At 62.7% G+C, this 13197-nt stretch carries 10 protein-coding genes and 1 pseudogene; 5 read left to right on the top strand and 6 right to left on the bottom strand.

The window, feature by feature from the left end; translation table 11 throughout:
- Positions 1-38 precede the first annotated feature (38 nt).
- Positions 39-620, top strand: a pseudogene (locus HX786_RS28125) (hypothetical protein); the annotation flags it as partial.
- Positions 621-712: 92 nt separating this feature from the next.
- Positions 713-2131: an FAD/NAD(P)-binding protein gene (locus HX786_RS28120; protein WP_102605522.1), complete on the top strand. Its 1419-nt coding sequence runs from the start codon at positions 713-715 to the stop codon at positions 2129-2131.
- Positions 2132-2234: 103 nt separating this feature from the next.
- Here the strand turns inward: HX786_RS28120 and HX786_RS28115 are convergent, their stop codons facing one another.
- Genes HX786_RS28115 through HX786_RS28100 form a run of 4 tightly spaced genes read right to left on the bottom strand, consistent with a single transcriptional unit; the run spans position 2235 to position 6867 of the window.
- Positions 2235-3500: an efflux RND transporter periplasmic adaptor subunit gene (locus HX786_RS28115; protein ID WP_178912898.1), complete on the bottom strand. Its 1266-nt coding sequence runs from the start codon at positions 3498-3500 to the stop codon at positions 2235-2237.
- Positions 3490-4971, bottom strand: coding sequence for a TolC family protein (locus HX786_RS28110; RefSeq protein ID WP_178912897.1), 1482 nt, complete (start codon positions 4969-4971; stop codon positions 3490-3492). The genes HX786_RS28115 and HX786_RS28110 overlap by 11 nt, the downstream gene beginning before the upstream one ends.
- Positions 4964-6163 (bottom strand): ABC transporter permease, encoded by a 1200-nt coding sequence (locus tag HX786_RS28105; protein WP_178912896.1) that lies wholly within the window; start codon positions 6161-6163, stop codon positions 4964-4966. The genes HX786_RS28110 and HX786_RS28105 overlap by 8 nt, the downstream gene beginning before the upstream one ends.
- Positions 6160-6867 (bottom strand): ABC transporter ATP-binding protein, encoded by a 708-nt coding sequence (locus HX786_RS28100; RefSeq protein WP_178912895.1) that lies wholly within the window; start codon positions 6865-6867, stop codon positions 6160-6162. Before HX786_RS28100 ends, HX786_RS28105 begins: the two co-directional genes overlap by 4 nt.
- Before the next feature lie 363 nt (positions 6868-7230).
- Between HX786_RS28100 and HX786_RS28095 the strand changes: the two genes are divergently transcribed.
- Together HX786_RS28095 and HX786_RS28090 are read left to right on the top strand one after the other, a co-directional pair.
- The gene (locus tag HX786_RS28095; protein ID WP_003211721.1) at positions 7231-7983 is read left to right on the top strand and encodes a TetR/AcrR family transcriptional regulator; all 753 of its coding nucleotides are present in this window, start codon (positions 7231-7233) and stop codon (positions 7981-7983) included.
- A gap of 397 nt (positions 7984-8380) precedes the next feature.
- Positions 8381-8980 carry a LysR family transcriptional regulator substrate-binding protein gene (locus HX786_RS28090; RefSeq protein ID WP_256579503.1) on the top strand — a complete coding sequence of 200 codons (600 nt, stop codon included), beginning with the start codon at positions 8381-8383 and terminating at the stop codon, positions 8978-8980.
- Here the strand turns inward: HX786_RS28090 and HX786_RS28085 are convergent, their stop codons facing one another.
- Together HX786_RS28085 and HX786_RS28080 are read right to left on the bottom strand one after the other, a co-directional pair.
- The gene (locus HX786_RS28085) at positions 8981-10042 is read right to left on the bottom strand and encodes an FUSC family protein (protein WP_003211716.1); all 1062 of its coding nucleotides are present in this window, start codon (positions 10040-10042) and stop codon (positions 8981-8983) included.
- A 154-nt stretch (positions 10043-10196) separates the two neighbouring features.
- Positions 10197-11822, bottom strand: coding sequence for an NADP-dependent glyceraldehyde-3-phosphate dehydrogenase (locus tag HX786_RS28080; protein ID WP_102369501.1), 1626 nt, complete (start codon positions 11820-11822; stop codon positions 10197-10199).
- Positions 11823-11981: 159 nt separating this feature from the next.
- Here HX786_RS28080 and HX786_RS28075 point away from each other — a divergent pair, with 159 nt between their 5' ends.
- Positions 11982-12842: a Dyp-type peroxidase gene (locus tag HX786_RS28075; protein ID WP_102369500.1), complete on the top strand. Its 861-nt coding sequence runs from the start codon at positions 11982-11984 to the stop codon at positions 12840-12842.
- Positions 12843-13197: the final 355 nt, after the last annotated feature.

Genomic DNA, 13197 nt, shown 5'->3' with positions numbered 1-13197 from the left:
CCACCGCATGCTTGTTTCACCAATAGGAGCATCACCCTATGAGCGTGCATGAACTTGAACTTGCGCTGGATGTGGAATGGCCCGCCGAACGGGTTACGGTGTTGCCCGAGGCGTTGGCGCAGTTGCGCCATTGGGCACAGGTGACCCCGTTGCACAGCGCCCTGCGCCACAAGCGTGACGGCCAGTGGTATGCCTGGCGCTGGATCGATGCGTTGCGGGATGTCGAGCGCCTGGCTGATGGCTTGCGTCAGCAGGGCTTTACCGAGCAGTCGCGGCTGGCCCTCAGCGGTGCCTTCGAACCCGGCCTATTGCTGCTGGCCCTGGCCGCCCAGGTGATCGGTGGCCAGATCCTGACCCTGGCGGATGACCTCGAGCCCGCTGCCCTGCAGCAACAAGTGTGGCGCATCCGGCCTACCCACGCGTATGCCCCTGGGCTCCAGACGTTGGCGATGGTGCGACGGATCGACCCTGTGGACACCTCACAACGGCTCTGTCGCTGGTGGCAGCCTTCGGGCAAGACCGAATTGTGGAGCGGGGAAAGCACCCATTGGCAAGGCGGCCTGGCGACGGTGCTGGAGCAATGGCTGATTAGCGGCCAGAGCCTGGGCTTCCCGCAGTCGGGCTGAACTAGGCGTCCCGGGTCGATGTGCTGGATACTGCACGGGGCGATTTTTACCACAACCATTCAGGCAGACAGTAAGGGCGCAATTTCATGAGTGAAACCGAACGCGGACAGGCGACGAGCGCCATTCGCAACGCCGATGTGCTGATTGTCGGCGGCGGCCTGAGCGGGACGATGCTGGCGGTGCAGTTGCTGCGCCTGCCGGGCACGCGGCAGATCCTGGTGATCGAGCCGCGCCAGGAACTGGGGCGCGGCGAGGCCTACAGTGCGGTAGAGCTTGGGCACACCTTGAACGGCAACGCCGCGCGCATGAGCGTCGACCCGGACAACGCCGATGACCTGACCCAGTGGCTGACCGCCTACATCGCCGGCGGCGGCTGGCCCGAGTCGGACCAGCAGCACGTGCCCATCAGCGAACTGTTTCCGCCCCGCGGGATTTTTGGCCTGTACGCGCAGCAGCGGCTGGCCGAGGCCAAGGCGATTTCCGCGTCGACCGTCGAGCACATTCGCGCCGAGGTGACAGACCTTGAGGTGGATGAACACGCCACACGGCTGACCTTGAGCGACGGCCAGCAACTGCGCGGTGCCTGTGCGGTATTGGCCACCGGCATGTTCCCGGCGGCACGCACGCCACAGACCGAATCCAGCGGCTTGAATGCCGCTGCCGTCGACCCGTGGGATGTATCGGCCATGACCCAACTGGACCCGCAATCCACCGTACTGATCATCGGTTCCGGGCTGACCATGGTGGACGCCGTGGTGTCCCTGGAACAGGCCGGCCATCGCGGGCCCATCGAGATTTTTTCGCGCCACGGCCTGTTGCCCCATGTCCGTCGGCAGCCGCCGGCCTGGGTCGACTTCCTGGGAGAAGACCACAGCCTGCGCAGCCCCCGGCAATTGCTGCGGGAGGTGCGGCGCCAATGCCGGCTCGCGCTGGAGCAGGGGATTGACTGGCAAGCGCCGCTGGACACCGTGCGTGCCAACATCGGGCGGTTGTGGAGCCAGGCCAGCGAGGGCGAGAAACGTCAGTTCGTGCGGCATGTGCGGCCCTGGTGGGAAAGCCACCACCACCGTTCGCCGCCGTTGAGTGCCGAGTTGGTGGCGCGGTTGCATGGGGAAGGGCGGCTGCGGATCCGGGCGGCTTCGTACAAGGGGCTGGTACCTTCGCAAGGTGAGGTGACGATCCGCCTGCGTCATCGTGGAGAGCAGGATGTGGTGCAGGTGTCGGGGGCAGCGCTGATCAACTCCAGCGGGATTGAATATGACTGGCGGCGCGTGGCCCGGCCGTTGCCCAGGCAGTTGCTCAAGCGCGGGCTGATTCAGCCCGGGCCGTTGGCGTTGGGGATTGCGGCGGATGTGTCGGGGGCGGTGCTGGATGCCCACGGGAATGTCAGCCGGCGGCTGTTTGCCATGGGCCCGCCGTTGCGCGGGATGTGGTGGGAAAGTACCGCAGTGACGGATGTCGCGATTCAGGCCAAGGCGCTGGCCGCGAGGTTGGCACACCTCTGAATCTAATGTGGGAGCTGGCTTGACTGCGATAGCGGTGGGTCAGCTGCATCTTTATCAACTGAGAGATTGCTATCGCAGGCAAGCCAGCTCCTACAGGTCGGGTTCATGGACCGACCTTCACAAACCCAGGCTTCAACCCAAACACTTCAACCCCCTGGGCCGTCGACTGCCCGGTGGTCACCGTCACCCGCTCCACCGGCTTATCCATCGCGGCCCGATATTCCACCGTCATCGCACCGTCCCCGCGACTGATCGCCTGGGCCGGTACGACAATCGCCTGGTCATTGTTGTAGGTCACAATGGTCAACCGCGCACTCATCCCCAACCTTACCCGCTGCAACTGTCGCGGGGTCAGCTTGGGAATCGACAGGGTCACCGGAAACTGCGCGCTACCCTGGCTGTCGCTGGCAATCGCCAGGCCACTGACCACGCTGACCGACCCCGTCAGCCGTTCCCCATCAAACCCGTCGCCCATCACCTCCACCGCCTGCCCCTGGTGCAACTGGTTGATGTCCAGTTCCGAGACCTTGGCGACGATTTTCAGTTTCTCGATGTTCGCCAGTCCAAACAGCACCTGGCCCTGGTTGACCTTGCTCCCGGCCTGCACCGGCGCGTTAGTGCTCCCGCTGCCCTGGGTCGATGAGTTACTGCCCGGCGCCGGCACCACAATGCCGGAGAACGGGGCCTTGACTTCCTTGCCGTCGAGCAGGGTATGCAGGGCGTCATATTTCACGGTGGCATTGGTCAGCTCCATATCGGCGATCTGCCGGTATTCGCCCTGGCCTTGTTCAACTGCCTGTTGCAGCTCAGCGCGGGCGGCCGTCAGGTCGAGTTGTTGCTGGGTGGCCTGCTGTTTCAGGTCGTCGAGTTCGTTGCGCGGGATGATGCCGCGCTTGAACAGGTTCTCGCTTTCGGTCAGTTTGCGCTGGGTGTTGCTGGCGGTCATTTCGGCAGTGCGCAGGGTGCGGCGGGCGCGCCCGACTTGCTGGCCACTGTCCCAGTCCTGCATTTCCTGCACCGTGCGCCGGGCCTTGAGCTGGGCGGAGAGGGCGTCGCGCAGTTGCACTTCGAGGGTGGCCGGGTCCATGCGCAGCAGCACCTGGCCGGCCTCGACCCGCTGGCCCTGTTCCACCAGGTTGGCCTGCACATTACCGTCGAACGGCGCGGTGAGGGTGATGGTGGTGTCAGGCTCGATCTTGCCCACCAGGCCGATCTGATGCACCAGCGGGTCGACCTTCACCGCCAGCCACTGCTCGGCGTTGCCGGGCTGGTTGGCGGCCGGGCTTTGACGGCTGAGCAGCGTGATGCCGACGCCGGCCACCAGCACAATCAACACGGCGCCCAACAGGCGCTTCTTATTAGTAGTCATTGAGGGCGATTTCCCAACTTTCCAGCGTCATGCCCAGGGTCAGGTCGAGCTGAGTCTGGGCGTTCAAATAGGCAATCAGCGCATTGAGCCGTGAGTTCTCGGCGTTACGCAGGTCGGTTTCGAAACTCAATACCTGGAAGTTCGTGGAGCGCCCGGCGCTGAGTTTTTCCCGTTCGATTTCGATCTTGCGCTTGGACAACTCCACCGCCCGCTGGGAAATTTCATACTGGCGCCAGCGGGTACCGAGGTCGCGCACCACATCGTTGACGTCGCGCTCCAGTTGCTGGCGGGCGTCGGCGATGATGATCTCCTGGTTTTCCACATCGACCCGCGCGTGCACCTCGGCCTGGCGAGTACTGATGTCGCCGATGGGAATCTGCACCTGCACGCCGGCGTAGCTGTCCCAGCGCCGATTGCTGTTGTAGCCGTTATCGTCATTGGTGGCGGCCCGAATCTGGTTGGCACCGGCCACCAGGTCCACTTGCCAGCGGCCGGAGTCCTTGGCGATCACCAGGTTGAGGTCGGCCTGCTGGCTGCCGAGCAGGGTGGCGAGGTATTCCGGCTGCTGGTTCTGCGCCAGCACGAAAGCCTGGCGTTTGTCGATGTCCATGGGCTTGGCTTCAAGGGCCTCGGTGGCGCGTATCGGTGTCGACAGGTCGAGCGCCAGCAGGCGCAGCAGGGCCAGGCGGCTGGTGTCCAGTTGGTTCTGGGCTTCTTCCACCCCCAGTTGCTGGGTGGCGATATCGGCTTCGGTCTGCACAATCTCGAACTCGGCCATGCGCCCGGCGCTGATCAGCGCCTTGTTCACTTCAAGCAAGGTGCCGGAGCGCTTGAGGGCGTCCTGCACGATGCTCAGTTGTTCCTGGGCCCGCAGCAACTCGCGGTAGGTGGCGATGATGTTGCTGATGGTCTGCGCCACGTTGGCCTTGAGGTTCAGGCGGTTGGCCTGTTCCGACAGGCGTGACAGGCGCAGCGGGGCGGTGGTGGCGTCCCAGCCGGCACCGCGCATCAGTGGCTGGATCACTGACAGGTCGAGGCCGTCGCTGCGGTAGCGCCCGGCGCGATCGGCGTTGTTCAGTTGCTGGGTCCAGTTCATGCTCAGGCGCGTGCCGTACTCACTGAGCAAGGTGGCATTGGGCGCCAGGTTGGCGTTGCGGGCGCTGTCGTCGGTGCCCTTGGTGGCGCGGTAGTAGCTGTTCAGGGTCAACTTGGGGTTGAACGTGTCTTCAGCCACCCGCAGGTCGAATTTCTGCGCCACCCGTTGCAGGTACGCGCTGCGAATCGCCGGGTTGTTGCGCAGGCCCAGGTACACCGCATCCCCCAGGGTCAGGGTGGTGGACTGGGCATTCAGCGACACGCTGCGTTCATAGCCACTGCGGGTGGTGCTGGGCGCCGAGGGACGAATCACCACGTCGGCAGCCACACTGTGCAGGCTCGCCAGGGCGATCAATAGCAACAGCCGTCTATTCATCGCGCAGGGCCTCCACCGGCTGCAGCCGTGAGGCCGACACGGCCGGATAGATCCCGAAAAACAGCCCCACCAGCAACGTGCTGCCGACCCCGAGCGGCAGCGCGGCCACCGCCAGGGAAAACTGCCAGCCGGACAGCCTGGCATACAGGTACGCGGCGGTCATGCCCAGTACCGCGCCGCATACCGCACCCACGGCGGTCAGGGTCACGGCTTCCAGCAGGAACAGGTTGCGAATGTCGCGCTGGCGCGCGCCGAGGGCCATGCGAATCCCGATTTCCCGGCGCCGCTCCGAGACGTTCATCAGCATCACGTTCATCACGCCGACGCCGCCGCCCACCAGGGAGATTGCGCCCAGGGCCAGCAGCAGGTAGGCGAAGGTCCGGCTTTGCCGGGTCATGCCATCGATCATTTGCTGGGGCACCTGAATGTCGACATCGTGGTCGGTGAGCTGGGCTCGCAGTGCCACGGCTGAGTCCTGGGCGAGGCGTTCCATATCCTGGCCGGGGATGGCACGGATGATCACGTTGCCGATTTGCGGGCTGGCGTGGATCCGGCGGATGCCCGGGGCGGGGACGAACAGCGATTCGTTGGCCTGTACGGGAATCAGCATTGCCCGGGGCTGGCTGTGCAGAATGCCCACGATCAGGAACAGGTAATCGTTGATACGTACCCGGTCGCCCAGTTGCAGCGGGTCGCCGGGCACGCTCAAGGCCTGGACGACCTGGTCACCGACGACCGCATAGGTTTCCCCAGCATCGAAACTCGACAGGAAGCGCCCGTCGCGCACCGACAGGCGCATGGCATCCTTGAGGTCCGGCGTACTGCCGACGAGGCTTGCGTTCCAGGTACGGCCATTGAACACCACCGGCCCGCTGAACAGCGAGACCGCACCGATATGGGCAATGCCGGGAACGCTGCGCCGTACGGCTTCCAGGTCCAGGCTGGCGGGCATTTGCGCAGTGCTGGCACCCCTGGGCGGGAATTGCGCCACCAGGGTGTCGGTGCCCATGTCCTTGAAAATCATCGCCGCGTCTTCGGCGGCGTTGTGCCCGATATTGATCAGTGCCACCACCGAGGAACTGCCGATGACGATGCCCAGCAAGGCCAGGATCGAGCGCTTGCCCAGGGTGCGCAGGCTGACAAACGCCTCGTGCAACAACTGGCTCAGGCTTTGTTCGACCCGCAGGCTCATAGGCGCCCGGCCTCTTGCACCACGCCATTGCGCACCAGGATCTTGCGATTCAGGCGTTCGGCAATGTACGGGTCATGGGTGACGATGATCAGCGTCACCTGCTGCTCGCGGTTGAGCGCCAGCAACAGGTCCATGATCTCCTGGGCGGTGGTGCTGTCGAGGTTGCCGGTGGGTTCGTCGGCGAGGATCACCGACGGGTTGCCGACCAATGCCCGGGCGATGGCGACCCGTTGGCGCTGGCCGCCGGAAAGGTCGGCCGGGCGATGGTGGGCGCGCTCGGCCAGGCCCACCTGGTCGAGCATGCGCAGGGCCTGTTCCACCGAGTCGTGGCGTGACACGCCGCGGTAGCTCAGGGGCAGGGCGACGTTGTCCAGGGCACTGAGGCGTGGCAGCAGGTTGAAACTCTGGAAGACGAAACCGATCTGCTGATTGCGGATCGCCGCCAATTGATCGGGGCTGGCGCTGAAAATGTCATGGCCGGCAAAGCGGTACCGGCCGCAGTCGGGCAAATCCAGCAGGCCGAGAATATTGAGCAGGGTACTTTTACCGGAGCCGGAGGCGCCGAGGATGCCGCAGCTGTCACCGGTGTCGATGGACAGGCATACGTCATTGAGAATCGACAGGTGTTGACCGGCCAGCTGATAGCTTTTGCCGATGCCTTGCAGGTAGATAAAGCCTGGGTGCGCGGGGGTATCTGTCATCATGACTACGCCTGCAGTCTCGACAGTACCGTGCTTCCCCTGAAAATCCTTGTAACAAGTTCAGGAGCTGCCTGGTACACGTCACGGACTGGTTTTATTTCTTGTTTTTAAAATATTGTTTGAATACTAACCGCGATCCAGCCGTTCCGCCAGCCATGGATATAGAGCGGTTTTACCCTTTGAAACGATTCTTCAAAGGGACGTTTCCGGCGCTGCAAAAATCCATCAGCTACCCTCAATGAGCCCGTTGCTGTTGGCTTTGAATAGTATGGCGCTGTGTCACTACTTGCTTTCAGGCAGCGGCCCCGGTATAAAAAATCAAATTAATTTTTAAAACAATATTTCCGCAGTGGAACCCCAATCCCTATGGTCGCGAAGAAACTCAGCGCTCCAAACGTTACCAAGACCCGATTGCTGGATGCGACAGAGGCTCTTTTCATCAAATACGGCTATGACGCTGTTTTGTTGCGGCAGATAACCGAGAGGGCCCAGGTCAATCTCGCTGCGGTGAATTACCATTTCGGGGACAAGGACTCCCTGATGAAAACCCTGCTGATGCAGCGCCTGGAGCCGCTCAACGAGCAGCGCCTGGAGTTGCTCGCCCGGTGCGAAGCCGAATCCGACGGCCCGCTGGATTGCGACACCTTGCTCGGGGTGCTGTTCGCCCCGGCCATGGGCCTGGAACGCAGCGACCCGGCCAGCGGGGAAGGGCGTTCATTCATCCGGTTCCTGGGGCGGGTGTACAGCGACACGTCGCCGTTTATCCAGGAATACCTCAAGGTGCATTACCAGCCGGTGTTCCAGCGCTTCTTCGAAGCCTTCGCACTGGCGCTTCCGGACTTGCCGCGCAACGAGCTGGGGGTACGCCTGCAATTTGCCCTCAAGGCGATCTCCGGGGTGATGGCCGGTACCGAGCTGCGTTTGCTGATGAACTCCATGAGCCTGGGACGCCCGGCCACGGATGCCGAGGTCATGGCCAAGCTAATTACCCTGGTGTCGGCGGCGATTCGTGTGCCGCAGCAAAGTCCTGAAGCCGAAACGGCCCTGGCGCGGGTGCTCGATACCCAGCGCGCGATACGTGAGCAAGCGGCGTCGCCTGTCAACAAGGTGGCTCGTTGACCCATCAAGACCGGCTCGCAATGAGCCGGTTTGCTTCGACTCCTCTCTCCAGAAACCGTGTGGCCACTCAAATCCCGGGCAAAAAAAACCCGCTGGGGCGGCGGGTTTTTAACTACAACGTTTGTAACGGATGAGGCTTTACCCTACGTCTCTGGATGTGAATAAAACGTGAAAAATATGTAAGAGAAAGTGTGAAGTCTATTGGCTTGTGTAATCCCGACAAATGGCAGTCAGCGTTTACTGTGAACCTGGCCGATAAAGTCTACAAGGTACTCACTCACCCGTTCCGGCGCATCCTCCATCAGAAAGTGCCCGGCGTTTTGCACCACCTGCAGCACGGCCCCACGGATGTCGTTGCGCAGGCGCCCACGACGCGGCGCTGACGCATTTCAATCCGGTGCAGTTACAAGGTTCCATCCGCCTGGGCGCCACCGAACAGGTGCCGATGGCCGAGTTGTCGAACTTGCTCGGCCAGTTTTCCCGGCAACACCGCCAACTGGATGTGCGAATTGTGGTGGAGCAGAGCCACGTGCTTCGCCAGGCCCTGGTGGACCGTGAGCTGGACCTGGCGCTGCATCAGGATTTTATCCCGCGTATCGAAGCGCGGGACCAATTGCTGTGGACCGAACAGGTGCACTGGTGCGCCCGGCCCGGCTGGCAGCCTGCGCCTGACGAATGCGTGCGGCTGATCACCTTCGGCCCCGGCTGTTTTTACCGGCAACTGGCCCAGGAACGCCTGAGCGCCTTGGGCATTCGCTGGCAGGTGGTGGTGGAATGTGGGTCGGTGGAGGGTGTGGTATCGGCCATCGCCGCCGGGTTGGGCATCGGCCTGCTCAGCAGTGACCATCTCGACAAGCGCGTGGAAGTGTATCGCCCCTTCGACCAGCGGATGCCGCTGCCCGAAGTGGCGAACGTGTTGCGCTTTGCCGAGGACAGCCCCGCGCCCCGGTTACAGGCGTTGCAGCAGCTGTTGATACAGGCGCTGCACCGGGGCTGATCAGATTTTCCAGTGGCTGGCGCTCTTGGCCAGGCGCTGGCGCATGGCGTCAATATTGGCTGCCAGTTGCAGGGTCAATAACCGGTAACCGTCCAACGCGTTGACCACCGGCACTTCAAAGGTCTGTTCGTGGGTCGGCGTGGTGCTCGGACGTTCCAGCCGGTCGGTGGCCCCGGATTGCAACGCCCGCGCCATCCCGATCAACTGCACCCGAATCTGCCGGTGCTCGGCTTTCAACGCCACCTGCATGCGCGCCAGGGCTTCCTTGTCCCGTGGGTCGGGGCGGGTGTTGCCGAGGATCTCCAGGGTGCTGATGCACATCCGCAAATGCCGCTGCAGGGTGTCCAGCTCGGTCATGGAAATCCGCACTTCCTTGGACACCGATGGCATCAGCGAGCGTAGTTGCAGCATCGCGGCGTTCAGGCGATTCAGCAGCTTGAGGTGTTCATCATCGGTGACCGATTGGCCGCTGATGATCCGGCTATAAATCGCCGCGCAATCGCGCAAGGCACTGGCCAGGTTGTAGCGCCAGGAATACACCGCATACAGCGGCAGGGCGAAGGAAAACGCCAGGGCCAGGACGATGCCGATCAGGATGTCGACCGTGCGCCACAACCCGTCCGATATCGGATTATCGCCATGGCCCGCAACGATAAATACGGTGATGGCCGACAGCAACGCGATGTATCCGCCCTTGCCGATGGCGTGATAGGAAAAGAACCCGCACACCACCGACATCAGCAAATACGTCAACAGCGGTTGCCCCAGATACGCCTGTTGCAGCACCAGCAGCAAACCGACGCTGGCGCCGATCAACGTGCCGTAGGCGCGCTCGACGGCTTTCTTGCCGATATTGCCGTGGTGCTGCAAACCGCCGATCACGATCAGCATCGTCACCGAGGCCCACTCACCATGGGGCAGGTTGATGCCGGTGGTGAGCAGGATCGTTGCGAGCAACCCAATGGAAACCCGCACCGCGTGGATCAACTTGGCGTGACGGTAGCGCCGATACGGGTCCAGCAACGGACGCAGCAAGCGGCGGGCGAAGAGAGGGAGATTCATTGGTATCAGGGTAACCTCGTTGTTCAGGCTTCACTCAGTTCCAATGTGGGAGCGGGCTTGCTCGCGAAGGCGGCGTGTCAGTCAATACATCCGGTGACTGAACCACCGCTTTCGCGAGCAAGCCCGCTCCCACATTTTTAGATCGGTGTCGGGCTCAGAAAATATAGTCAGTGGTCAGAAAGCTCGACGTGCGTTCCTGCAGGATGTCACTGACCAGTTCCTTGTTGCTCGCCTGGAACTTGGTCGCCACCAGGGTACGGATCGAAAACACCCGCAACGCATCATGTACCGACAGCGTGCCCTCGGCCGAGTTCTTGCGCCCGTTGAACGGGAAACTGTCCGGCCCGCGCTGGCACTGGGCATTGATGTTGATCCGGCCCACCTGGTTGGCGAACGCGTCCACCAGGCGCCCGACTTCCCTCGGGCTGGTGCCGAAGATACTCAGTTGCTGGCCGAAGTCCGACTCCAGCACGTAGTCGATCACCGTCTCCAGGTCGCGGTAAGGCACGATCGGCACCACCGGGCCGAACTGCTCCTCGTGGTACACGCGCATCTGCGGGTTCACCGGGTACAGCACCGCCGGGTAGAAAAACGAGCCACGGCTGGCGCCGCCATTCTCGTTCACCACCTTGGCGCCATGGGCCAGTGCGTCGGTCACCAGGCCGCCGAGGTAATCCACCTTGCCCTGCTCGGGCAGTGGCGTCAGCGACACACCGTCTTCCCACGGCATGCCAGGCTTGAGGGTCGCCAGCTTGCGGTTGAATTTCTCGATAAAGCTGTCGACCACATCCTCATGCACAAACAGGATCTTCAACGCGGTGCAACGCTGGCCGTTGAACGAGAGCGAACCGGTGACGGCTTCGTTGACCGCATTGTCCAGGTCGACCTGCGGCAGCACGATCCCGGGATTCTTTGCATCCAGGCCCAACGCCGCGCGTAGGCGGTGCGGTTTCGGGTGCAGTTTCTTCAAATCACTGGCGGCCTTGTTGGTGCCGATAAACGCAAAAATATCGATCTTGCCGCTGGCCATCAGCGCGCTGACCGTCTCGCGACCGCTGCCGTAGATCACGTTGATCACGCCGGCCGGGAAGCTGTCGCGGAACGCCTCCAGCAACGGGCGAATCAGCAGCACGCCGAGCTTGGCGGGCTTGAACACCACGGTGTTGCCCATGATCAGCGCCGGGATCAGCGTGGTGAAGGTCTCGTTCAGCGGGTAGTTGTAGGGGCCCATGCACAGCGCCACGCCCAGCGGCACCCGGCGGATCTGCCCCAGGGTGTCCTGTTCCAGCTCGAAGCGGCTGGAGCGGCGGTCGAGTTCCTTGAGGGCGTTGATGGTGTCGGTGATGTAGTCGCAAGTGCGGTCGAACTCTTTCTGCGAGTCCTTGAGGTTCTTGCCAATCTCCCACATCAGCAGCTTGACCACTGCGTCACGCTGTTCGCGCATACGCCGCAAAAACGCTTCGACATGCTGGATGCGATCCACCACGCGCATGGTCGGCCACGCGCCCTGGCCACGGTCGTAGGCGGCCACGGCAGCGTCGAGGGCGGTCAAGGCGGTGTCGGCGTCTAGCAGCGGGGTGCTGCCGATGATCACCGGCGTGTCACCGTCGGTGCCGCGCAACTGCACCGGGCTGCGCACTTCGGCCAAAGGGCCGTTCCACACATGCAACTGGCCGCCGACCAGGTAATCACGTTGTTCGATGGGCGCCGCGAGCCGGAATTGCTCGGGAATCTCGGCGGCAGTGGGAAACAGCTGGGCGAGCAGGTTGTCGGTGGTCATGTCGCTACCCCTGGAATGGTTGCAAAACGTGACTAGAGATTCACCCATCAACGGCCCGTGTGGCAAGGGCTAGACGCATTAACCCGCGAACCTTGGAAAACCTTGAGCACAACCGTGAGCTCGCCGGGTAAACTGCGCGGCTTTCTTGAAGGAGTTCACATGAGTCAGTACCAGCCGGGCATTCTTGCCGCACCGGTGCCGTTGCAGGCACGCCATCTGTTTTTTGCCATTGAGTCGCTGGATGCCGTGCCTGCCGCACTGGATGCGCTGGTGCAGTTGGTGGACGCCAGTGCGGTGGTCGGTTTTGGTGAGCCGCTGGTCAATGCCCTTGGCGCCCGGATTGACGGGTTGCGGGCGTTCCCTCATGTGAGCGGGCCGGGGGCGGAGAATCCGTCGACCCAGCAGGCGCTGTGGGTCTGGTTGCACGGTGTGGATCGCGGTGAGTTGCTGTTGCGCAGCCGGGCGTTCGAGAAGGCCCTGGCGCCGGGGTTTGGTCTGGTGCAGATGACCGAGGGGTTTCGCTACAAGACCGGGTTTGACCTGACCGACTATGAGGACGGCACTGAGAATCCGCATGATGATGCGGCGGTGGAGGCTGCGGTGGCGCAGGGTGGTGCGAGTTTTGCGGCGATCCAGCAGTGGCAGCATGATCTGGATGGGTTTGCGGCGTTGCCGGCTCTGGAGCGGGACCACATTATTGGTCGGCGCCATGGTGATAACGAGGAGCTGGAGGATGCGCCGGAGTCGGCGCACACCAAGCGTACGGCTCAGGAGAGTTTTACCCCGGAGGCGTTTGTGGTGCGGCGGTCGATGCCATGGGCCGAGAATGGTCAGGCGGGGTTGATGTTCCTGGCGTTTGGGCATTCGTTTGATGCGTTTGAAGCCCAACTGCGGCGGATGAGTGGGCTTGAGGATGGGATTGTTGATGGGTTGTATCGCATTAGCAAGCCGTTGACTGGGGGGTATTACTGGTGTCCGCCGGTGCGTGATGGGCGGGTGGATTTGAGCTTGGTGCGCTGAGGTTTTTGTTCGGGGTACATATCCATTATTTAGGTAACGGCCGCCTATGGTTTCGCTCTTACAGCGAGTCACTTTTGGCAAACGCCCGGAATGCCGGCCCAGCCAAAAGTAACCAAAAGGTCTCTGCCCCACCACTCGGTGCCTCGCTTAGGCTCGGCATGCCCGCACTCCGGCCCGGTTCCGCGGGCCGCCGCGACGGGCCATCCATGGCCCGGCGCGGCTAAACCGGCATCCTTGCCGGTTTACCCGCTCCACCGTGCCTACTTGCGGCCATCGTGGTTGACGGGGCCCGCAGATCAAAATCAAAAGCAAAAGCACGGCGGCGGCGTTTTTCAAGGTAGTTGTCGCGTCCACC

Source organism: Pseudomonas sp. 21615526 (genome assembly GCF_013386245.1).
Classification (GTDB): domain Bacteria; phylum Pseudomonadota; class Gammaproteobacteria; order Pseudomonadales; family Pseudomonadaceae; genus Aquipseudomonas.
Note: the sequence above shows the minus strand (reverse complement) of the source record. Positions and strands in the feature narration are given on the sequence as shown.